This window comes from Metasolibacillus meyeri (assembly GCF_003049505.1).
Lineage (GTDB): Bacteria > Bacillota > Bacilli > Bacillales_A > Planococcaceae > Metasolibacillus > Metasolibacillus meyeri.
This window is the reverse complement of the sequence record NZ_PYWN01000052.1, coordinates 1-23,931: the sequence shown is the minus strand read 5'-3', so window position 1 is coordinate 23,931 and position 23,931 is coordinate 1. Positions and strand designations below refer to the sequence as shown.

Below are 23,931 nucleotides of genomic sequence, written 5' to 3'. Positions count from 1 at the left end.
TAAACAAAGTGCATCACCTCTTTTTTAAAATTGTACACATACAATGGTTATAGAAATATGTTTTTTGTCTATATATTTTAACTTAGGCGAACGTTCAAATTGTGTCATGCATATAGTATGGTGAAGCACTGAAAAGGAGGGAGAATATGCTTTTATCAGAGCTTGCTGACAAAGAGTTAATTGAAATGCAAAATGGTGTGCGCTATGGTTTTTTAGCGGATACGGAATGTTTATTTGAGCCGACAACTGGAAAGATTATTGGCTTTGAGCTAATGCCGCAAACGAAGCTTATGTTTCAAAAGCGAAAATCCGGGGCAGCGTTTATTCCGTGGGAGGAAATCGCATTAATCGGTGAGGATCGCATCTTATTTAATAAAACGACAACGACATTTAGAAGTTATGACCAATGACAGAGCGCTGGTTAGTTGTAGGTGCAGATGAACGAATGAAGGTGTTAGCTAGAAGCGTAGCAAGTGAAGAACGAACTGTTTTTTATAAAAATAAAACGAGTTGGGATGCAGAGCTGAATGCAACAGCTTTGGAGTTTCATCCAGATGTTATTGTGTTGCCTATTCAACCATTGAAAATTGATGTGCAAGCTGTTCTCGGCATTCAACAAGCGCTCGTACATGTTGGAAAGCTATCACCAGAATGGGAAGTATTTTTAAAGAAGCAAACAGTGCACCGTTATTTACAGCAAGAAGCATTTATTTGGCAAAATGCAGCATTAACAGCGGAGGCATTTTTAGCTTATTTTTATGAACGTAAACAGGCAGTACGCCACAAACGTTTTATTATTACAGGCTTTGGTCGAGTCGCTAAAATGACAGCGCATATGCTCAAAAGCATGCAGGCAGATGTCGTGATTTTAGTGCGCTCTGTTACGCAACATTGCGAGGCGCTGGCACTTGGTTATGAATCCTATTTATTAGATGAATTACCACATGTCGAAGGAATAGCTTTAATTAATACGATTCCAGCAAAATGGCTTACACCAGCCATACGCGAGCAATTGCTGATGCCGATTTATGATTTAGCATCGGCACCAGGCTGTGTAACAGAAGATATGGAGCAATATGAATTACTTGCAGGATTGCCTGGGAAATATTTCAGCACAGATGCTGCAAATTTATTAAAGACAGCGATATTAGATTGGAGGGCGGAGCAATGCTTAAAGGAAAACGCATTGGATTAGGAATTACTGCATCGCATTGCACATACGCCGATGTTGTGCCGAAAATAGAAAACTTGAAGCAAGCAGGCGCGCAAGTTGTGCCAATTATTACGCCTTCGGTTTTACATGCAGCAACGCGTTTTGGAACAGGGGAAGAGTGGATTAAGAAAATCGAAGAAGCAACTGGGGAAAAGGTTGTTTCTTCGATTGTAGAGGCGGAGCCATTTGGACCGAAAAATCCATTAGATTGCATGGTTATCGCGCCAATGACAGGAAATTCAATCAGTAAATTTGCGAATGCAGCAACAGATAGTGCTGTTTTAATGGCGGCAAAAGCGACTTTACGCAATGGCACCCCTGTCGTTATAGGTATTTCGACGAATGATGGGCTCGGTTTAAACGGTCAAAATGTGATGAAACTGTTAAATGCAAAAAATATTTATTTTATTCCGTTTGGGCAAGATGATCCTGTACAAAAGCCGACATCACTTATCTCTGATTTTTCAAAAATGGTTGAAACGGTGCATCATGCCATTAATAAAAAACAATTACAGCCAATACTTATCCAATTTTTTAAATAATCAAATTAATCCTACACAATTGCAAGGTTATATGTTACAATATCCAACATTATGTAACTAGTTTCGAGGAGAGATGAGATTATGACAAAGCAATTGACAGTAGCTGTCGTAGGTGCGACAGGAGCAGTAGGCACAGCAATGATGGAGCATTTAACGAAACGAAATTTTCCTATTAAACAAATTAAATTTCTAGCATCAGCACGTTCAGCTGGAAAGGAAATCAAGTTTAATAATCAGTCATATATAATTGAAGAAGCAACACCAGAAAGCTTTAAAGATGTAGATGTTGCATTATTTTCGGCTGGCGGCTCTGTATCAGCAGCGCTTGCACCTGAAGCAGCAAAGCGTGGTGCAGTTGTTGTAGATAACACAAGCCATTTCCGTATGGATCCAGCAGTACCGCTTGTTGTACCAGAAGTAAATCGTCATGCTTTGAAAAATATTCCAAAAGGTATTATTGCCAATCCAAATTGTTCAACAATCCAAATGGTTGCAGCACTACAGCCAATTCGTGAGAAATTTGGTTTAACAAAAGTAATCGTATCTACATACCAAGCTGTATCAGGCTCTGGTATTGCAGCGATTGATGAGCTAAAAGCGCAAAGTGCGCAGTGGGAAGCTGGAAAAAATGTCGAAGCGCATGTTTTACCTGTAAAAGCGGATCAAAAGCATTATCCAATTGCACGTAACATCATTCCACAAATCGATAAATTTACAGACAATGGCTATACGTATGAAGAAATGAAAATGATTAATGAAACAAAAAAAATTATGGAAATGCCTGAATTACAAGTTGCAGCAACTTGCGTGCGTGTACCTGTTGTATCAGGACATTCTGAGTCTGTATATATTGAGCTTGGGCAGGAAGCGACAGTGCAGGATCTTTTTGATGTATTAAAAAATGCACCAGGCATTGTCTTACAAGATGATATTGCAAATCAACAATATCCGATGCCGATTTTTGCTGAAGGAGAAGACCCAGTATTCGTAGGTCGAATTCGCCAAGATTTAGATAATAAAAAAGGCTTCCATTTATGGATTGTATCAGACAATTTATTAAAAGGAGCGGCACTAAATTCTATTCAAATTGTCGAAGCAATGTTGGAAGATAACTTATTATAAGAGGTGTATAAAGATGAATTTAGGTCGAGTTGGAACAGCGATGATTACGCCGTTCAAAGAGGATGGTACGATTAATTATCCTGAGCTTGAACGAATTATTAATCATTTAATCGATAATGGGACAGATAGCATTATCGCATGTGGGACGACATCTGAAAACCCGACGATGTCAACAGAGGAGAAAATTGAAGTTGTACGCTTCACTGTGGAAAAAGCAGCTGGACGTGTACCGGTTATTGCGGGAACTGGAGATAATGAAACTGCATACTCCATTATGATGACACATAAGGCAGAGGAAAACGGTGCAGATGGTATTATGCTTGTTGCACCGTATTACAATAAGCCAAATCAGCGCGGTATCTATGCCCATTTTGAAACAATTGCACGTGAAACGAAGTTACCTGTAATGTTATATAATGTACCAGGACGTACGGGTGTAAATGTAACTTATGAAACGTCAGTCGCTTTAAGTGAAATTTCCAATATTTTATGGATTAAAGAAGCGAGCGGCAACTTAGATCAAATGGGCGATATTATCGAAAATGTTGATAAAAAAGATAATTTCTTAGTTTATAGTGGGGACGATGGTTTGACATTGCCACTTTTAGCTATTGGTGGAACAGGTGTTATTTCAGTTGCAGCACATGTTGTTGGTAATGATATGCAATTAATGATGCGTGCATTTGAAGACGGTAGACATGAACTTGCTGCAAAAATTCACCGTGCACTATTACCATTAGTACGTGCATTATTCGCGCAGCCAAACCCATCACCAGTGAAATATGCGATGACAAAGCTAGGCTTTGACACACTAGCAGTACGCTTACCGATGATGGAAATGACAGATGAAGAAAAAGCTGGATTCGATAAAATTTGGGATACGTACCAAGCGAAAATGACAGCTATTCGTGAAACTTTACCAGTGTGATCCGTCACACTGGTTTTTTTAATTTAGTACATAGCGTGATGAATTTAAGTTTATTTGCATAAGTAGGAATAGGGAAATATGGATTAAATTTAGCTGATGCATAATTGCTGAATTTTTAATTTGTGCTAAAAGGCAACAACACGTATAATGGTTGATAAGTGGTTGCTGTTCGGGATATTTTTTAGGAGGAAATTAAGTGACAAAAGTAAAAAATGAAGTAATCCGTATCATCCCTCTAGGAGGGGTTGGTGAAATCGGAAAATCCATGTATGTAATCGAAATTGACGAGGAGCTATTCGTTGTCGACAGTGGGCTGATGTTCCCAGAAGATGAAATGCTTGGAATCGATATCGTCATTCCGGATATTACGTATTTAGAAGAAAATAAAGAGCGTGTGAAAGGTATTTTCTTAACGCACGGACATGAAGATGCAATTGGCTCAATTGCTTACGTATTAAACAAAATTAAAGCGCCTGTATATGGCTCAAAATTGACAGTAGCCTTGGCGAAAGAACATTTAAAAGAGATGCCAGCACCTCATCCAGTGAAGTTTTTCGAAGTAACGAACAAAAGTCGTATGAACTTCAATTCAACGTATGTAACATTTTTCCATACAACACATAGTATCCCCGATTCGCTAGGGATTGTGTTCCATACGTCAGAAGGTGCAATTGTTCATACAGGAGAATTTAAATTTGACCAAGCAGCACAAGGGAAGTTTAAGCCTGATTTAGCAACGATGGCACAGCTTGGTGAAGAAGGCGTATTTATCTTATTATCTGAATCAACAGAGGCGGAGCGTCCTGGCTATACAACAAGTGAAGCGGTTGTTAGTGAGCAGCTAGCGAAAACATTCCATTCTGCACAAGGCCGAATTTTAGTAGCTGTATATGCTTCAAACTTTATTCGTGTGCAACAAGTATTTACACAAGCGCAAAAGTCGTTCCGTAAAGTAGCGATTGTCGGTAAATCGTTGGAGAAGGTTGTAGAGCTAGGTTCATCGCTTGGCTATTTAGATATTGATGAAGACACATTAATTCCAGTGAGCGACATTCATAAATATGAAGATGATGAAATTATTATTATTGCAACAGGTAACCAAGGCGAACCACTTGAAGCGCTTGACAAAATTGTACGCAAACATCATCGAGATATTAAAATTAAGCAAACAGATACAGTATTAATTACGTTTACACCATCTCCAGGAATGGAAGTACAAATGTATAAAACGATGAACCAACTTGCCAAAGCAGGTGCTAAGGTATTATCAGCAGATAAAAAGGTTCATGTTTCCGGACATGGTAGTCAAGAAGATTTAAAATTAATGTTAAACTTAATGCAGCCAAAGTATTTTGTGCCAATTCAAGGGGAATACCGTATGTTAATTGCCCATTCCAAATTAGCGCAATCATTAGGAATGCAAAAGTCACAAATATTTATAGCGGATAAAGGCGATATCGTAGAGTATAGAAGCGGTAAAATGCGTATGAGTGGTCGTGTACAAGCTGGCAATGTACTCATTGATGGTATCGGTGTTGGCGATGTTGGAAATATCGTATTACGCGATCGCAAGCTCCTGTCGCAAGATGGCATTTTCATTGTTGTTGTGACATTAAATCGAGCACAAAAGAAAATTGCCTCTGGACCAGAAATCTTGTCGCGCGGATTTGTTTATGTGCGTGAATCGGAGGAGCTAATGGTTGAGGCTTCTGAAATTGCGCGTGGTGTAATCGAAAAGTATGTGAATAAAGATACGTTTGAATGGACAAATATTAAACAAGAAATCCGTGATACGCTTAATCAATATTTATTCCAAAAAACGAAGCGCCGCCCAATGATTATCCCAATTATTATGGAATATTAAGCGAAAAGGATTTTCTTGTGCCCTCATGGCATAAGGAAATCCTTTTTTAAATCGTATAGGTAACTAGAACCGCCGTTGATTGACGCTTTCCATAATCATCTCCACAACAGAAATCAACTGTATTTTCAGCTTTTTATCGCTGTGAAGCTAGTAGTTTGTGTTCCTTTATCACCAATCAGTGGGGATGAGGAATCTTGCTGATTAAAGGTTCACTTTATAAAAAGAATGGTAAATCAATAAGCGAATCCATTTAGAAAAAATTATATTTTTTCTAAATGATAAGAAAGGAACAGGTGAAATGGCGAACAAGGGAAAGAAAAAACAAGTGAAGGCATCTAACAAAGAATGGCATCCGCTTGCCTATGAAATTGTAGGAATTTTATGCATTGCCTATGCGGTGATTATTTATTTCGAATATGGTATTGTTGGCCGTTTTACACAATCAATTGCTTTATTTTTATTTGGGAATTTGCATTTTGTCGTTCCGTTTTTACTCGTATTAGTTGCATCCATGCTTATGGTAAGACGTCGTGGTGTGACGATGAAAAATCGTGTTGTCATTGGTGTAACGCTCATTGTATGTAGCTTTACCGTGTTTAGTCATAGCCTGCTTTTTGAAGAATTGCATAAGGCGAATGCACTGCTATCGAATTCCGTTTTACGAGAAACATGGCGTCTTTTAATCGAAATGGGCGGCGTTGCAAATAGGGGGCAAGCGCTTGGCGGAGGCATAGTTGGTGCAATGCTTTTTAGCCTGTTCCATGTTTTATTTGATTCAACTGGTGCAAAGGTAGCAGCATGGGTATTGCTGTTTATAGGCATTATATTAGTGACAGGCAAAGCGCTTGTTCCTTTCGTTATCGAAAAAACACCTGCAATGAAAAAGAAGCTAACTCCACAAAAGAAGGAAAAGAAACGTCGTTCGCCCAAATCGGTAACTTCCGAAACGGAGGTGCTGGCAACAGAAGAAACAATTGTTCATCAAGAGCCCATTATTTCTGCCTTTACGCAGCCCAAAATTCAGGAAGAAGCGCCGCCAATGGAAGAACAAGAAATAATTGAGGAAATCCTTGATGAGCCAGTGCAAATCAATGAATTAGAAAGTCCATACACTTTGCCATCAACCCAATTGTTGCAATTGCCTCCTGCACATGATCAGAGTGGGGAATACAGCATTATTCAAGCGAATGCAAAAAAGTTAGAGCAAACATTGCTTAGCTTTGGTGTAAAGGCAAAAGTTGTACAAGTACATTTAGGTCCTGCTGTGACAAAGTATGAAGTATTACCAGATATCGGAGTAAAAGTGAGCAAAATTGTCAGCCTGCAAGATGATTTAGCATTAGCATTAGCTGCAAAAGATATTCGTTTAGAGGCACCGATCCCGGGAAAATCTGCTATTGGTATTGAAGTACCAAACAATGAAGTGGCGATTGTTACATTAAGAGAAGTGATTGAAGTACCTGACAATAGACCAGCGAGCAAGCTATTAATTAGCTTTGGACGCGATGTTACAGGACAGGCAATGCTTGCTGAGTTGAATAAAATGCCCCATTTACTTGTTGCCGGCTCAACGGGTAGTGGGAAAAGTGTCTGCATTAATGGTATTATTATTTCCATATTGATGCGAGCGGCACCGCATGAAGTCCGCATGATGATGATTGATCCTAAAATGGTCGAGTTAACGGTGTATAACGGTGTTCCCCACTTGCTTGCTCCAGTTGTAACAGACCCACGCAAGGCAGCACAAGCTTTGCAAAAAATCGTGTCTGAAATGGAGCGTCGCTATGACCTCTTTTCACATACAGGGACGCGTAATATTGAAGGTTATAATGGCCATATTGAACAACATAATGCAGCAAATACAGAGCAGCAGGCAAAATTGCCCTACATCGTTGTCATTGTAGATGAGCTAGCTGATTTAATGATGGTTGCATCAAATGAGGTGGAGGATGCGATTACGCGTTTAGCACAGATGGCGCGTGCAGCAGGCATTCATTTAATTATTGCGACACAGCGCCCATCTGTAGATGTCATTACAGGAATTATTAAAGCAAATATTCCATCACGTATTGCTTTTGCTGTATCTTCTGCTGTTGATTCACGTACCATTTTAGATATGGGCGGTGCGGAAAGGCTACTGGGACGCGGAGACATGCTCTTTTTACCAGCAGGTGCTGCTAAACCAGTACGTGTACAAGGTGCTTTTGTATCAGATAAAGAAGTGGAAGCGATTGTCGATTTTGTTATAGAACAACAAAAAGCGCAATATGAGGAGTCGATGATTCCATCAGAAGTACCACAAACAGAGATTATGGATGAGACAGATGATTTGTATGATGAAGCTGTCATGCTTGTGATGGAGCAGCAAAGTGCCTCCGTATCGATGTTACAGCGTCGTTTCCGTATAGGCTATGCAAGGGCTGCGCGCATTGTTGATCAAATGGAAATGCGCGGTGTTGTTGGTCCACCGGATGGCAGTAGACCTCGACAAGTACTCATGTTAAAATCTAGCATTTCAGGGGAATGAAAATGACGAATTTTTCCGAATGTTTCATTTTCGTTCAAAAATTAATAGAAAATTTACGATTCCATTACACTTTTTCAATAAATGTATTTGCAACCGCTAGCAAAAATGTTATATTGAAAACGAATTAGTAGGAATGTTGTACATCAGATGTCTGATCTCTTTGTTGGTGGTGGTGAAAAAGTGACAATTAAAACAGATCACCGTCATTTATACTTACAAGTGATTGATCGCTTAAAATCAGATATAGAAAAGGGAATTTATCAAGAAAATGAAAAATTACCATCTGAATTTGAGTTGTCAAAATCACTTGGGGTAAGTCGTGCCACTCTACGCGAGGCGCTACGATTGTTGGAGGAAGAAAACGTTATCATTCGTCGACACGGAGTAGGGACATTCATTAACCCTAAGCCAGTGTTTACTTCAGGAATTGAACAATTGTCGAGTATTTCATCAATGATTGAGCAAGCAGGAATGACACCAGGCACGATTTTTATAAGAGCAACAGAAGAAAAATCGACTGAGGATGATATAAAGCGTTTTCAAACCGACATTGATGACAATGTGATCACGATTGAACGTGTAAGAACAGCGGATGGAGAGCCGGTCGTTTATTGTATTGATAAAGTACCAGCCGACTATTTACCGCAGCAATTTGTTAATAATCAGGATATATCTCTTTTTTCAGCACTTGAAAAATCAGGTGCTATCCATGTCAACTATGCGATCACATACATCGATCCAATAGGCTTTCATGAAGAGGTTTCGCCAATTCTAGACTGTGGTCCTGAAACAGCGTTACTCGTTTTGAAGCAGCTTCATTACGATGATAATGATCGAGTAGTTTTGTATTCTAAAAATTATTTTAGAGCTGATAAATTTAGCTTCCATGTAGTAAGAAAAAGGGTGTAGAACAAATTTTATTTCCTGCTAATGACTAAAAAACCTTTCTAGGAGGATTCACTAATGAAAAAACGTAAATTTGGCTTATTGATCTCATCTGTTGTAGCAACGGGGGCAATTCTAGGTGCATGCGGTGCAGATGAAGATAAAAAAGAGAACGAAGGTTCAACTGGCTCAACTGATAAAGGTACTGAAACTTCAACAGGTGATTTTTCAATTGCAATGGTAACGGATACAGGCGGTGTAGATGATAAATCATTTAACCAATCTGCTTGGGAAGGTATTCAACAATTTGGTAAAGATCACGGCTTAGCAAAAGGCGACGGTGGTTATGACTACTTAGAATCAAAACAAGATTCAGAATACAACACAAACTTAAATGCATTAATCCGTCGTGACTTCGACTTAGTATTTGGTGTAGGTTTCTTATTTGAAGATGCAATTGGTAAAATTGCAAGTCAACAAAAAGATGCGCAATTAGCAATTATTGATGGCGTAGTAGACGCACCAAATGTTGCTTCTGTATTATTCAATGAGCAAGAAGGCGCTTTCCTTGCAGGTGTAGCTGCTGCTAAAATGTCACAAACAGGTAAAATTGGCTTTGTCGGCGGTTTAAAAATCCCTGTAATTGAACGCTTCCATGCAGGCTTTATCGCAGGTGCGAAAGCAGCAAATCCTGATATTATTATCGAGGAAGATTATGCAGAGTCTTTTGACAAAGCAGATATCGGTAAAATGATTGCAAATCGTATGTACTCATCAGGTGTAGATATTGTTTTCCACGCTGCTGGTGGTGCTGGTAACGGTGTATTCACAGAAGCAAAAGAGCGTAAAGAAAAAGATGCAAACGCTAACGTATGGGTAATTGGTGTAGATAAAGACCAATACGAAGAAGGACAAGTTGGTAGCCACAACGTAACATTAACTTCTATGGTTAAAGGTGTTGGTAACGCAGTTATTGATATCTCGAATCGTACAAAAGATGGCGACTTCCCTGGTGGACAAACAACTGTTTACGGTTTAGCTGAAGGCGGCGTAGGTCTTGCTGATTCTCGTGGTGCAATTACTGCTGATGTATTAGCAGTGGTTGAAGACTTCGAAAAGCAAATTATTGCTGGTGACATTGTAGTACCTACACATCCTGATGAAGTAAAATAATTAACTAATAATGAAGAGGGGGTGTCAGGGAAGGCAAAACCTTTCCTGATGCCCCTCTACTAACTATTTACTAAAAGTGCGTGCTTCTGAGGTAGTCGCATTATAATGCCACTAATCTTGGCACGTGGAGCTGTCTCAAAATAACTTTTCAGACAGCTCCATTTTCTAGCTGTAATAAGTGATTTTAGCGTCAATCCGAAAAACTGGATAAGCCTTCATTGGGCTGTAAATGCTAGAAGGACTTAATGAAAGATTTATTGAATTGCATTGTAAAAGGTTTGAAAATTAATAGGTGGGGATGCCGGATTCATTATACCTAGGCTAACTCTCGTCCAGTTTTTTTCGAACATGTTCAAAAAATCTGTGAACATCTGTAAGGGACTTTGAAGCAACAGGGTATTGGTTACTTCTTTGTAATGATGTTCTTAGACAGAGATCCTCTATCTCAGCGTGCGCCCTACCCTTTATCAAGGTAGGAATTATCGCTTCGCTTTCGCGCAAAAAATATTGCCGAATTAAGATAAATCTACTATTGTTTAGTTTTTCCGACAAGCCCATGTGTTAATTTTTGGAACACAAAATGCTCATTGTTTAAAGTGAGCATCTGTTTGATATATTTAATTTAAATTGTGCCTAAAGGAGTGAAACGATTGGAATACGTGATCGAAATGCTAGGCATCCGTAAAGAATTCGGAGGCTTTGTAGCGAACAATAATATCACCCTCCAACTGAAAAAAGGCGAGATTCATGCATTGTTAGGAGAAAACGGTGCAGGGAAATCGACTTTAATGAACGTCTTATTCGGACTTTATCAGCCAGAAGCTGGTGAAATTAAAGTACATGGAAAATCTGTGAAAATTACAGATCCGAATGTAGCAAATGATTTAGGAATAGGGATGGTTCACCAACATTTTATGCTCGTGGAGAACTTTACTGTTACGGAAAATATCGTATTAGGAAATGAACCTACGAAACGCGGAACAGTCAATATTAAAGATGCTGCTAAAGATATTGCCGCTCTTTCTGAAAAATATGGTTTAGATGTTGACCCACATGCGAAAATTGAAGATATTTCGGTTGGTATGCAACAACGTGTAGAAATATTGAAAACATTGTATCGTGGCGCTGAAATCTTAATTTTTGATGAGCCAACAGCATCGCTTACACCGCAAGAAATTAACGAATTAATCGAAATTATGAGACGCCTAATCTCTGAAGGAAAGTCCATTATTTTAATTACGCATAAATTGAATGAAATTATGGAAGTATCGGATCGTGTGACGATTATTCGTAAAGGGGAAGGGATTGGTACAGTTGTAACAGCTGAAACAAACCCAGATCAGTTAGCGGAATTAATGGTTGGACGTCAAGTGGAATTTAAAACAGAAAAATCGCTAGCAAACCCGAAAGATGAAGCTTTAAAAATTGAAAATTTAGTTGTCCTTGATTACCGTGGAATTGAAAAAGTAAAAGGCTTAAATTTAACTGTTCGTAAAGGGGAAATTGTGGGGATTGCTGGGATTGATGGCAATGGACAATCCGAATTAATCGAAGCAATTACAGGTTTACGTAAAGTGAAGAGCGGTAAAGTGACATTGAATGGCCAAGATATAACAAATAAAAAGCCACGTCAAATTACAGAGACAGGTATTGGGCATATTCCGCAAGACCGTCATAAGCATGGTTTAGTGCTTGATTTTACAATTGGTCACAATATTGCTTTACAAACGTATTACAAGGAGCCAATTTCAAAGTTTGGCATCATTGATTATAAAAAAATATCGAAAAAAGCAAAGCAAGTAATCGAGGAGTTTGATGTTCGAACAGGACATGGTGAAACAACATTAGCTCGTGCCTTATCAGGTGGTAACCAGCAAAAAGCTATTATTGGACGCGAAGTAGATCGCGACCCAGATTTATTAATTGCAGCATTACCTACACGTGGGCTTGATGTTGGGGCTATTGAATTTATTCACCGTCGTTTAATCGAACAACGCGATAAAGGGAAGGCAGTTTTGCTTATTTCCTTCGAGTTAGATGAAGTAATGAATGTATCTGATAGCATCGCCGTTATTTATGATGGACAAATTGTAGATACATTAACGCCTAGCCAAACGACAGAGCAAGAGCTTGGTTTATTAATGGCCGGTCAAACAAAAACGAAAGCAGCAATGAAAGGGGACGATTAAGGTGAGCAATCGCACAATTAATATTCTCGTTCCTATAATTTCAGTTATTTTAGGTCTAATTGTTGGAGCAATCGTGATGCTTGCTACTGGCTATGACCCGATTAAAGGATATACTGCATTATGGAATGGTATATTTGGAGATATTTATACAATTGGTGAGACGATTCGTCAAATTACACCATATATTTTAGCTGGCTTAGCCGTTGCCTTTGCGTTCCGAACAGGCTTATTCAATATCGGTGTTGAAGGACAATTGATTATGGGATGGGCAGCAGCAACGTATGTCGGCTTTGCAATAGAAGGTTTACCGAAATTTATTCATTTGCCGTTAGCATTAATCGCAGCAGCAGCAGCAGGTGCTTTTTGGGCATTTATTGCCGGCTATTTAAAGGCGCGCTTCAGCATTCACGAAGTAATTGTAACAATTATGTTAAACTACACAGCGCTACATATTGCAAATGCCTTGATTAAATCTTGGTCAGGCAAAGAGCGTACAGACAATATTGCGTCAACAGCTTCTTTAAGCTCACCTTGGCTTGAAGAACTGACAAACTATTCTCGTCTACACTGGGGTATTGTCATTGCCCTTTTGATGGTATTTGTTATGTGGTTCATACTAGAGCGTACAACGTTAGGCTTCGAATTAAAATCGGTTGGTTTTAATAAAAATGCGGCTGAGTATGCAGGAATGAATGTTAAGAAAAATATTATTTTAGCAATGACGATTTCAGGTGTATTCGCTGGCTTAGGTGGCGCGATGGAAGCCTTAGGTACATTTGGTTATATGGCGATTCGAAGTACTTTTACGGGTATTGGATTTGATGGAATTGCCGTTGCCTTATTAGGCGCAAATACGCCACTTGGAGTAGTATTCGGTGCTTCATTATTTGGTGCATTAAAATTTGGTGCAACAAACATGCCGAATGCTGCAAACATTCCGCTAGAGATTGTATCGATTATTATTGCGTTAATTATTTTCTTCGTAGCATCAGGCTATGTAATTCGTATTGCTTTAGAAAAATTCGGAAAGAAAAAGGAGGGCAACTAATATGAGCTTTTTAGAGGTCTTATATTTTATCGTCCCTTCTGCTATATTTTATGCAGCACCTCTTATTTTTGCAGCGATTGGCGGCGTGTTCTCTGAGCGCTCTGGTGTTGTAAATATCGGTATTGAAGGTATTATGGTAATTGGTGCCTTTGTAGGGATTGTATTCAATTTATTTACTTATGAAGCACTTGGAGGCTTTACGCCTTGGGTAGCGCTTTTAGTGGCAATGGTAATTGGTGCTTTATTCTCGTTACTATTAGCAGTAGCAGCAATTGCTTTCCGAGCTGATCAAACAGTAACAGGGGTAGCATTAAACTTATTAGGGATTGCCATAGCATTATTTTTAGTAAAAATGATTTTCGACGGTCGTGGACAAACTGATTTCATTTCAGCGCGTTTCCCACGCTTTGATGTACCGCTATTAGCAGATATTCCGTTTTTCGGACCATTGTTATTCCATAATATTTATGGGACATCGATTTTGGCATTTGTCGTAGCCTTCTTAGCATGGTTCGTTATTTTCAAAACGCCATTCGGCTTGCGTTTACGCGCAGTTGGTGAACATCCAATGGCAGCTGACACGATGGGGGTTAATGTAACGAAAATGCGTTATATTGCCGTGATGATTTCAGGGGCTCTTGCTGGAATCGGTGGTGCAGTTTATTCACAAACAATTACGAATGACTTCAGCCACGCGACAATTAATGGACAAGGGTTTATGGCCATTGCCGCAATGATATTCGGGAAATGGCATCCAATCGGTGCGATGGGCGCTGCGCTGTTCTTCGGTTTAGCACAAGCATTATCGATTGCAGGTAGCACAATCCCATACGTAAGAGATATTCCACCAGTATTTTTAACGATTTTACCTTATGTGTTAACGATTTTAGCGTTAGCAGGATTTATCGGCAAAGCCAATGCACCAAAAGCAAGTGGTCAACCATATATTAAAGGTAAGCGATGAGAAAGGGCTGTCAGGAAAGTAAGCTAACGTGCTACTTTTCTGACGGCTATTTATTTTGTATGAAAACGATGATTCGCTCAACAGGACATGTGAATAAAGGTGTTCATCTAATATAATGATGGAACTTTTCCAATGAACATGCCCAAAAAATCTGTGACAGTCGCTAGAGCGTTTATTTTAATTCAACGAATTCCCTGAATTAAAATAAAAAATCGTAGCATATTTGTTTCATAACTACACCATACTAAATAATAATTTTGAGCTCGAAGGAGTATAAGCATGTTATAGTAGGAATAACATTGTTTTTGTAGGAATTGCACATAATAGCGTCAAAGTGTAATTGAATTTGTTACTTTAGGGAGGTATTTTTTTGTTTTCAACGATACAATTAGCGAAAGGTGTTTCGCTACATATTCGACAAACGACACAATTCAAAACAGTAAATTTCTCAATTAAATGGCGTGCTGCGCTAACTGAAAAAGATGCGGCACACCGCACGGTCTTAACCAATGTGTTACAACATAGCAATGAAACATTTACAACATCGGCAGCTTATCGTAGTTATTTAGATGATTTATTCGGTACGGTGCTTTATTTCGATACGTCAAAGCGTGGTAATGAGCATACGGTGTTAATGAATGTCGAAACGGTAAATGATCAATATTTGGCACAAAGTAATGTACTGAATGAAGTGCTTGAGCTATTGCATACGGCTATTTTCAAACCGAACCTTCAAGATGGCGCTTTTGTTGCCTCTATTGTAGAGCGGGAGAAAGATATGGTTATGCAACGTATCCATTCTGTTTTTGATGATAAGGCGCGTTATGCACAACAAAGATTAACGCAAATTATGCGACCAAATCATGCGGCATCTATTTCGGCAAATGGCACGATTGAAACGGTTGCTACGATTACACCAGAATCTTTGATGGAAGCGTATATGCATATGTTAGAGCACGATATCATTGATATTTATGTTGTTGGTGATGTGGATGAAAAAGCGATGATTGACAAACTGCGCCAAGTGCTGCCATTTGCAGATCGTGAACAATATGAAAAAGAAATGCTTATGGCAATCAACCAACCGGGCGATAGCTATACGAAAGAGCAACAAGACATGAAGCAGGGTAAGCTGCATATTGGTTATAGTACACCTGTGTTATTTGGCGATGCAGATTTTCCAAAAATGCAAATTTTTAATGGCATTTTTGGTGGTTATGCACACTCGAAGCTCTTTATGAATGTGCGTGAGCGTGAAAGCTTAGCGTACTATGCATCAAGCTCTTATGCATCACACTACGGTCTTATTTTTGTCGTTTCAGGCATTGAGCCAAATAATGAGAAAAAGGCGATTGAAGTCATTGATGAACAGCTAGTTGCTTTACAAAATGGTGAAATCACAGATTTAGAATTAACACAGACGAAGGCGATGCTTATTAATCAATTAAAAGAAGCATTGGATTCCCCACGTGGACAAATAGAAATTTACGACCAGTATAAAAACTTATCAGCGGCATTTTCCGTGAATGAATGGACGACAAACTGGCAGAGTGTAACGAAGGAAGATGTGCAGCAAATGTCGTTAAAAGTAAAACGCGAGGCGGTTTATTTCCTATGTGGCAAGGAGGAGCAAGCAGATGCAAGCAATTGACTTTAAACAACTAGATGAAACACTTTATTATCAAAAATTGGATAACGGCTTAGATGTTTATATTTTACCGAAAAAAGGATTTTCAAAGGCCTTTGTAACGTTTACGACGAAATATGGCTCGATTGACCGCTCATTTGTGCCGATTGGCGAAACAGAGCCAATTACTGTTCCAGATGGAATAGCGCATTTTTTAGAGCATAAAATGTTTGAAAAAGAAGATGGCGATGTATTTCAAAAGTTTAGCGAAGTTGGTGCACAAGCGAATGCCTTTACTTCATTTACACGCACATCCTATTTATTTTCGGCAACAGACCATATCCATAAAAGCACAGAAACATTGCTCGATTTTGTACAGGAGCCTTATTTCACAGAGGAAACGGTGAATAAAGAAAAGGGCATTATTGGTCAAGAAATTACGATGTATGATGATTTGCCAGACTGGCGCTTATATTTTGGCACAATTGAAAATATGTATCATCAGCATCCAGTGAAAATTGATATTGCAGGTACGATTGAATCAATTGATGCTATTACAGCAGACTATCTCTACACTTGCTACAATACATTTTACCATCCATCTAACATGCTACTATTTGTAATTGGTGCAGTCGATCCGAACGAAATGATGTCGATAATTGAAGAAAATCAAAAGCGTAAAACATTCGCGCAGCCAACACCGTTAACGCGCATTTTTGAAGAGGAGCCAACAAATGCTGCTGTATCTGAGCGAATTCTTCATATGGATGTGCAAAAACCAAAAGTGTATGTAGGCTTAAAAGCCAAGCAAACGGATTTAGCTGGTGAAGAAATGCTTAAGCATGAGCTGGCGGTACAAATTGGCTTAGAATGCTTATTTGGTCGTGCCTCTGATTTTTATACAAAAATTTATGAGGACGGCTTAATTGATGAAACGTATTCTTATGATTTCATGTTGGAGAAAGGTTACGGCTTTGCGTTAATCGGTTCGGATACGCCGAAGCATGAGGAGCTTGTTAAGGTCATTAAAGAGCGCCTTGCGGAAGCGGAGCAAGAAGTATTATTTATGAGCACGGATGTTGAGCGTATTAAACGTAAAAAAATTGGGTTCTTCCTGCGCGCATTGAACTCTGTTGAATTCATTGCGAACCAATTTACGCGTTATAAATTCAATGAGATGAATTTATTTGATGTTGTCCCAGTGCTTGAAAAATTGACGGTTGAGGATATTGTGGAAGCTTTCAAAACGATTCAAGGTGAAGAACAGCAAACAGTATTTAAAGTTTTACCGGTGGGCGAGCGCAAATAATGAAAAAATATGCGTTAGTTTGTGGCGCTTCAGGTGAAATTGGTACAGCCATTTGCCGGCATTTAGCGCAACAAGGCTGGTCGCTCTATATGCATTATGCGACGAAGCCAACGACTGAATTAGTTGAACAACTAACAGTTGATTTTCCACAACAGGAGTTTTTCTGTGTACAGGCGGATTTTACACATGAAGATGCAGCTACACATTTAGCAAGCCAAATTTTTACGTTGCAAGCGATTATTTTTGCGAATGGGCATGCAGTATATGGTTTACTTGAAGATATATCAGCACTTGAAATGCATACATTATGGCAAGTTCATGTGCAAACACCGATGCTTATTTTACAACAGCTTGCCGCTAAATTACGTGCGCATCAAGTGAGCTATGTCTTGTTTATCGGCTCGATTTGGGGTGTAGCAGGCGCGGCAGGTGAAGTTGTGTACTCAGCTGTTAAAGGGGCGCAGCATAGCTTTGTGAAGGCATATGCGCAGGAGGTTGCTTATAACGGTATTCGAGTAAATGCCATTGCGCCAGGCTTTATTGAAACAAAAATGAACGGTCATATCGATGAGGCAGAGCGTGAGCAAATTATCAGTGACATCCCACTACAACAGCTTGGTACAGCCGACGATGTAGCACATCTATGCACATTTTATGTAAGCGGTCAGGCAGATTATATGACAGGTCAAATCATTCATTTGAATGGTGGCTGGTATATCTAGCTGTATAAGAAAAGGCTCCTTTGCCAATACTAATTGTGCAAAGGAGGCGAAAATGAATGAGTATTTTAGAAAACTGGCAGCAATGGACATCATTTTTAGGCGCGCAAGTAGATGATGCGAAGGACAGCGGCATGCCGAATAAAATCATCGAAAAAGCGGCTGTGCAAATCGGTAACTACTTAGCGGAAAATGTAGATCCAAAAAACGAGCAGGAACGCGTTTTGTCGGATTTATGGTCAGTAGCAGAATCCGACGAGAAAAAGGCACTTGCTAGCTGTCTCATCAAGCTTGTACAAAATAACAGAGTACAATAAAGTGAACCTTCAATCAGTGGGAGTTTTCCCACTGATTGTTAGTAAGAGAACACAAGCTAAGCACTTCACATCCTGTGAAAATGTTTGTGTGACCAACATCGTATTGGCCTTATTCGGGCTTTTACGGATAGTTTCACCCGCCTAGCTTTCAAGTCTTAAAATGAATGACTTGTATCTGTTACTTCATTTTCAATAGTGGGAAAAAAGTTTACTATCTGTTAATACGAGATAAAGTGAAAGCTAACAATCCATGCCGACGGATTGTTAGCTTTCATCAATAAAGGGAGTGTCTGAAAAGCTATTTTGAGACACTCCCTTTATGCTGAAAATGACTGCATTTACTCGTTGTAGAAAACAACTGTCACTATCGCTTTGCTTTCGCGCATAAAGCATTTGCTGAATTAAGTTAAATTTTACATATTATACTTTACAAAAACATCAAATTTAAATGTAATTTGCTTTTCCTATTTGAACCAATACAATAAAAAAATTAAAATATAGAAGGAAAAGCGTTGTTTCTAACTTTTCATACGTTGTAAAATCAGCTATGATGGAACTTATAAAGTGATTTTACGTTTCTATAATGAAAGGGACGGATTTTGATGAGCGAATGGTATTTTGAATATGAAATTCAAGTGAATCGCCCTGGTTTATTAGGCGATATTTCATCTTTACTTGGTATGTTACGTGTTAATATTGTATCAATTAATGGTGTTGCACAACAAAGACGAGGCATGCTGTTAGAATCTGATAATGATGAAGCGATTCAGCGCTTTAAATCCATTGTGACGACAATGGAAAATATCAATGTGACAAGATTCCGTCTGCCAAAATTGCGCGATCGTTTAGCGATGCGACATGGTCAGTACATTCCACGAGATGCAGATGAAAAAAACACTTTTCGGTTTGTGCGTGATGAGCTCGGTATTTTAGTTGATTTTATGGCAGAGCTATTTAAACAAGATGGTCATAAATTAATTGGTATTCGAGGGATGCCGCGTGTTGGGAAAACAGAATCTGTAGTTGCTGCAAGCGTTTGTGCCAATAAAAAGTGGATTTTTATTTCGTCGACAATGATTAAACAAACGATTCGTAACTCGCTTATGGGAGATGAATTTAGCGGCAATAATATTTTTATTTTAGATGGTGTCGTTACACGAAAGTCGACAGATGAAAGACATCAGCAACTTGTGCGTGAAATGATGAGTATGCCAACAATAAAAGTCATTGAACATCCAGATATTTTTGTGCAACATTCACAATATACAATTGAAGATTTTGATTATATCATTGAGATTCGAACACATCCCGATGAAGAAATCACATATGAAATTATCGAAAAAAATGATATGATGTCAAGCTCTGAATTCGGAGGATTTAATTTTTAGCAAAGTAGGTGTTATTGTTGACAGATTTAGGAGCTCGCTTGAAAGAAGCGAGATTAGCTAAGGGGCTTAGCTTAGAAGATTTACAAGAAGTAACGAAAATTCAAAAGCGCTATTTAGTCGGTATAGAAGAAGGTAACTATTCGATTATGCCTGGATCATTTTATGTGCGAGCATTTATTAAACAATATGCAGAGGCAGTCGGACTAGATCCAGAGGAAGTACTATCGAGTTATCAACAGGATATTCCAGGTGTTAAGCAAGAGGAAGTTGCACAAGCGTATACGCAAAATACGAGACGACGTCGAATTACACCAAGGTCATCCAATAAAATATTAGAAATGATGCCGATGATTATCGCCGCATTATTTATTGTTGTGATTATCGTTTTTTCATGGTATTTATATCAGCAAAAAGCGGCGAATAAAGTGCCATCAGAAGAAGGAGAAGTAGGATCAGAAGTTTTAATCGATAAAAATAAAGATGTAACGGATAATAAAGGACAAGAAGAGCCAGAGGATGAAGGAAAAGCGGAGGAATCTCAGCCTGAAGAGGAAGAAGAGCCTGTTGAAGAGATAAAGCAAGTTGTTACACAAACAACGGTTAATGGACTAGATGTTCTTTTTGACGTGACAAATACAACAGAATTAAAGATTCGTGTAGAAATTGCTCAACAAAGTAGCTGGGTTGCGTTCCGTAATACACAAGGTATTGATAACTTAGGAAAAGAATACTTCCAAGGTGAAACAGTAGAATATGATGCAACAGCGGATGGCTATGTAAGAATTCGTTTAGGGCGTCAAACTGCTGTAAAAGTGTTCGTAAATGATGAAGAAATTACATCACCATCGAATGAATATACACAAAATTACATTATTCAATTAGCTCAACAATAATCAACGAAGTAGCCATGTCGATGTATATGGCTTCTTTGTTTTAAAATGAAAGGTGCTTAATCATGAATATTCCTAATAAAATTACAGTTTCACGTATTTGCTTAATCCCTCTCTTTATGATTGTCGTCATGTTTGATTTCGGATGGGGAGACATGACATTTTTAGGTGCTGAAATGCCTGTTCGTCATTTTGTAGGCGCATTAATTTTTATTCTTGCGTCTGTGACAGATTGGGTAGATGGTTATTATGCGAGAAAGTATAACTTAGTCACAAACTTCGGAAAGTTTCTAGATCCGTTGGCAGATAAACTATTAGTATCCGCAGCGCTTATTTTGCTAGTAGAGCTACAGTTAGCACCTGCATGGATTGTCATTATTATTATTAGCCGTGAGTTTGCTGTAACAGGTTTACGTTTAATTTTAGCGGGTGAGGGAGAAGTCGTTGCAGCAAACCAATTAGGGAAAATTAAAACGTGGGCACAAATAGTTGCTATCTCAGCATTGCTACTACACAATACGATTTTTGCCTTGCTGGGCATCCCATTTGATAAAATCGCGCTTTATGTCGCATTATTTTTCACAGTATGGTCTGGTTGGGATTACTTCTACTTAAACCGCCGAGTATTGTTAGATTCCAAATAAAGAGAGGTTGCCTTTTATGAATGCAGAAATTATTGCGGTTGGCTCAGAGCTGTTGCTTGGACAAATTGCGAATACAAATGCGAAATTTATTTCTAGTCAACTATCAGAATTAGGCGTCAATGTTTACTATCATACAGTAGTTGGTGACAATGCAGCTCGGCTTGAGGAGGTAATCGCTGTTGCAGAGGGGCGCGCAGATATCATTATTTTTTCAGGTGGTCTAGGGCCAACAAAGGACGATTTAACAAAGGAAACGATTGCTAGTCATTTAGGCGCAGAGCTAACATTTGACGAAATAGCGCTAACATATATTGAAGGATTCTTTGAACGGCTAGGTCGCCCGATGACAGAAAATAACCGAAAGCAAGCCTTGGTATTAGCAGGATGTGAAGTTTTAGCAAACCACCACGGCATGGCACCAGGGATGATTTTAGAGCAAAATGGTAAAACCTATATTTTATTACCAGGGCCACCGAAGGAGCTAGAGCCGATGTTTCAGTTTGAAGCAAAGCCAAAGCTAGCATCTCGCTTAACCGATGGTGCAGTCATTTTATCTCATGTCATGCGTTTTTATGGCATAGGTGAAGCTGAGTTAGAAGTAGCCGTGCAGCATATTTTAGACACGCAAACCAATCCGACAGTTGCGCCACTAGCATCTGATGGAGAAGTGACATTACGCATTACGGCTAAGGCTGCTAACGAGCAAGAGGCAACAGCTTTAATTGACGCAAAAGTAGCAGAAATTCAAGCGATTGTTGGACAATTCCAATACGGAATTAACGATGATTCGCTTGCTTCAAAAACAGTGGAGACATTGCTTGCCAAAAATTTAACGATTGCGGCAGCTGAAAGTTTAACAGCAGGCTTATTTCAGTCTGAATTAGCAGAAGTATCAGGTGTAAGTGGTACTTTAGTTGGCGGTGTCGTAACATATAATCAGCAAATGAAAACGGAACAGCTTGGCATTGCGCCTGAATTATTTGCTGAATACGGTGTTGTAAGTAGCGAATGTGCGGCAGCGATGGCACAGAGTGTGCGTGCGAAATTTGGAACGAATATTGGCGTAGGTTTAACGGGTGCTGCTGGACCCGATACGCATGGTGGACAGCCTGCAGGCACTGTTTGGATTGGTATTAGTGTAGAGGGGCAAGAGGTTCAAACATACAAGCTGCAACTTTCAGGCATGCGCAATACAAACCGTTTAAGAGCAGTTAAATTCACATGCAGTTATTTATTGCGTTTACTCAATGAAAAATAATAGTGAAAAATGAAGTTTGGGCGTATTTTGGCGTCCAAATTTTTATTTTCAAACAAAAACGAAAATACGTTCGCTTTTTTGTTGCTATTTTCTCAAAGAACAAGTATAGTAATGGTATAAATAAATCTAACCTTTTTTAGAGGAGGAACTACAGTGAGTGATCGTAAAGCAGCCTTAGAGCAGGCGTTAAAACAAATTGAAAAGCAATTTGGTAAAGGTTCTATTATGAAACTTGGAGAAACAACAGACCGTGAAATCGCAACATCTTCAAGTGGTTCATTAGCATTGGATGCAGCATTAGGGGTAGGTGGTTATCCACGTGGTCGTATTATCGAAATTTATGGGCCGGAATCGTCTGGTAAAACGACAGTTGCATTACATGCTATTGCAGAGGTGCAAGCAGCTGGTGGACAAGCGGCATTTATCGATGCAGAGCATGCGCTGGACCCAATTTATGCACAGAAGCTAGGTGTGAATATTGACGAGTTATTATTATCACAACCAGATACAGGTGAGCAGGCATTAGAAATTGCGGAAGCATTAGTACGAAGCGGTGCAATCGATATACTAGTAATTGACTCTGTAGCAGCACTTGTACCGAAAGCGGAAATCGAAGGGGAGATGGGCGACTCTCACGTAGGTTTACAAGCTCGCTTAATGTCACAAGCATTGCGTAAATTATCTGGTGCGATTAATAAATCAAAAACATTAGCTATTTTCATTAACCAAATCCGTGAGAAAATCGGTGTTATGTTCGGAAATCCTGAAACAACGCCAGGTGGTCGTGCATTAAAATTCTATTCTTCTGTTCGTTTAGAAGTACGTCGTGCAGAAACAATTAAGCAAGGCAATGATATGGTCGGTAACAAAACAAAAATTAAAATTGTAAAAAATAAAGTAGCGCCACCATTCCGTACAGCAGAAGTAGATATTATGTATGGAGAAGGGATTTCGAAAGAAGGCGAAATCGTGGACTTAGGCGTTGAGCTAGACATCGTTCAAAAAAGCGGTTCTTGGTATGCATATGGTGATGAGCGCTTAGGACAAGGACGCGAAAATGCGAAGCAATTTTTAAAGGAAAATCCTTCTGTACGTGAAGAAATTGCGGGCAAAATCCGCCAATCTTATGGCATCGCGGCTTCAAACTATACAATCGGTGGTCATGAAGAGGACGAAGAAATAGATGAAGAATTAGCTTTATTATTAGGTGAAGAAAAGTAAAAGTATGAAAGCTGTTTGAAAAGGTGAGCCTTTTCAAACAGCTTTTTTGTTGTGGAAATGAAAACCCCCTGCTATGCGGGGGGTTCTAAAAAGCTTTTAGCTA

At 39.1% G+C, this 23,931-nt stretch carries 21 protein-coding genes; all 21 read left to right on the top strand.

Annotation, left to right across the window (positions count from 1 at the left end; all coding sequences use genetic code 11):
- Nucleotides 1–146 precede the first annotated feature (146 nt).
- The 21 genes from C9J34_RS08925 to recA all read left to right on the top strand — a co-directional run bounded on the left by C9J34_RS08925 (nt 147) and on the right by recA (nt 23,828).
- Nucleotides 147–410, top strand: coding sequence for a YlmC/YmxH family sporulation protein (locus tag C9J34_RS08925; protein WP_107839516.1), 264 nt, complete (start codon nt 147–149; stop codon nt 408–410).
- On the top strand, nt 407–1,195 hold the full coding sequence (locus tag C9J34_RS08920) for a dipicolinate synthase subunit A (protein WP_107839515.1): 789 nt from the start codon (nt 407–409) through the stop codon (nt 1,193–1,195). The genes C9J34_RS08925 and C9J34_RS08920 overlap by 4 nt, the downstream gene beginning before the upstream one ends.
- Nucleotides 1,168–1,755, top strand: a complete 588-nt coding sequence (locus C9J34_RS08915) for a dipicolinate synthase subunit B (RefSeq protein ID WP_107839514.1) — start codon at nt 1,168–1,170, stop codon at nt 1,753–1,755. Before C9J34_RS08920 ends, C9J34_RS08915 begins: the two co-directional genes overlap by 28 nt.
- An 81-nt stretch (nt 1,756–1,836) precedes the next feature.
- A complete protein-coding gene (locus C9J34_RS08910; RefSeq protein WP_107839513.1) occupies nt 1,837–2,877 on the top strand; it encodes an aspartate-semialdehyde dehydrogenase in 1,041 nt (346 codons plus the stop codon).
- Between the two features lie 13 nt (nt 2,878–2,890).
- Complete coding sequence (gene dapA, locus C9J34_RS08905) at nt 2,891–3,805, top strand: 4-hydroxy-tetrahydrodipicolinate synthase (protein WP_107839512.1); 915 nt, start codon at nt 2,891–2,893, stop codon at nt 3,803–3,805.
- 196 nt (nt 3,806–4,001) lie between these two features.
- Entirely contained in the window at nt 4,002–5,669 is a 1,668-nt protein-coding gene (locus tag C9J34_RS08900) for a ribonuclease J (RefSeq protein ID WP_107839511.1), read from the top strand.
- Nucleotides 5,670–5,967: 298 nt separating this feature from the next.
- On the top strand, nt 5,968–8,196 hold the full coding sequence (locus tag C9J34_RS08895; RefSeq protein WP_107839510.1) for an FtsK/SpoIIIE family DNA translocase: 2,229 nt from the start codon (nt 5,968–5,970) through the stop codon (nt 8,194–8,196).
- A gap of 180 nt (nt 8,197–8,376) precedes the next feature.
- Complete coding sequence (locus C9J34_RS08890; protein WP_107839517.1) at nt 8,377–9,105, top strand: GntR family transcriptional regulator; 729 nt, start codon at nt 8,377–8,379, stop codon at nt 9,103–9,105.
- A gap of 54 nt (nt 9,106–9,159) precedes the next feature.
- Nucleotides 9,160–10,254 (top strand): BMP family lipoprotein, encoded by a 1,095-nt coding sequence (locus C9J34_RS08885; RefSeq protein ID WP_107839509.1) that lies wholly within the window; start codon nt 9,160–9,162, stop codon nt 10,252–10,254.
- A gap of 650 nt (nt 10,255–10,904) precedes the next feature.
- Nucleotides 10,905–12,443, top strand: coding sequence for an ABC transporter ATP-binding protein (locus tag C9J34_RS08880; protein WP_107839508.1), 1,539 nt, complete (start codon nt 10,905–10,907; stop codon nt 12,441–12,443).
- A 1-nt stretch (nt 12,444) separates the two neighbouring features.
- Entirely contained in the window at nt 12,445–13,491 is a 1,047-nt protein-coding gene (locus C9J34_RS08875; protein WP_107839507.1) for an ABC transporter permease, read from the top strand.
- Nucleotide 13,492: 1 nt separating this feature from the next.
- Entirely contained in the window at nt 13,493–14,455 is a 963-nt protein-coding gene (locus C9J34_RS08870; protein WP_107839506.1) for an ABC transporter permease, read from the top strand.
- A gap of 370 nt (nt 14,456–14,825) precedes the next feature.
- Nucleotides 14,826–16,106: an EF-P 5-aminopentanol modification-associated protein YfmF gene (gene yfmF / locus C9J34_RS08865; protein ID WP_107839505.1), complete on the top strand. Its 1,281-nt coding sequence runs from the start codon at nt 14,826–14,828 to the stop codon at nt 16,104–16,106.
- On the top strand, nt 16,093–17,391 hold the full coding sequence (gene yfmH, locus C9J34_RS08860) for an EF-P 5-aminopentanol modification-associated protein YfmH (RefSeq protein ID WP_107839504.1): 1,299 nt from the start codon (nt 16,093–16,095) through the stop codon (nt 17,389–17,391). Before yfmF ends, yfmH begins: the two co-directional genes overlap by 14 nt.
- On the top strand, nt 17,391–18,113 hold the full coding sequence (ymfI, locus tag C9J34_RS08855) for an elongation factor P 5-aminopentanone reductase (RefSeq protein WP_107839503.1): 723 nt from the start codon (nt 17,391–17,393) through the stop codon (nt 18,111–18,113). The genes yfmH and ymfI overlap by 1 nt, the downstream gene beginning before the upstream one ends.
- A gap of 56 nt (nt 18,114–18,169) precedes the next feature.
- Nucleotides 18,170–18,427: a DUF3243 domain-containing protein gene (locus tag C9J34_RS08850; protein ID WP_066170215.1), complete on the top strand. Its 258-nt coding sequence runs from the start codon at nt 18,170–18,172 to the stop codon at nt 18,425–18,427.
- A 602-nt stretch (nt 18,428–19,029) separates the two neighbouring features.
- Nucleotides 19,030–19,815 carry a DUF3388 domain-containing protein gene (locus C9J34_RS08845; RefSeq protein WP_107839502.1) on the top strand — a complete coding sequence of 262 codons (786 nt, stop codon included), beginning with the start codon at nt 19,030–19,032 and terminating at the stop codon, nt 19,813–19,815.
- 8 nt (nt 19,816–19,823) lie between these two features.
- Entirely contained in the window at nt 19,824–20,708 is an 885-nt protein-coding gene (locus tag C9J34_RS08840) for a helix-turn-helix domain-containing protein (RefSeq protein ID WP_193768946.1), read from the top strand.
- Nucleotides 20,709–20,770: 62 nt separating this feature from the next.
- Nucleotides 20,771–21,349 carry a CDP-diacylglycerol--glycerol-3-phosphate 3-phosphatidyltransferase gene (gene pgsA / locus C9J34_RS08835; protein ID WP_107839500.1) on the top strand — a complete coding sequence of 193 codons (579 nt, stop codon included), beginning with the start codon at nt 20,771–20,773 and terminating at the stop codon, nt 21,347–21,349.
- Between the two features lie 16 nt (nt 21,350–21,365).
- Nucleotides 21,366–22,607, top strand: coding sequence for a competence/damage-inducible protein A (locus C9J34_RS08830; RefSeq protein WP_107839499.1), 1,242 nt, complete (start codon nt 21,366–21,368; stop codon nt 22,605–22,607).
- 153 nt (nt 22,608–22,760) lie between these two features.
- Nucleotides 22,761–23,828, top strand: coding sequence for a recombinase RecA (gene recA / locus C9J34_RS08825; protein WP_107839498.1), 1,068 nt, complete (start codon nt 22,761–22,763; stop codon nt 23,826–23,828).
- The last annotated feature ends 103 nt before the right edge of the window (nt 23,829–23,931 follow it).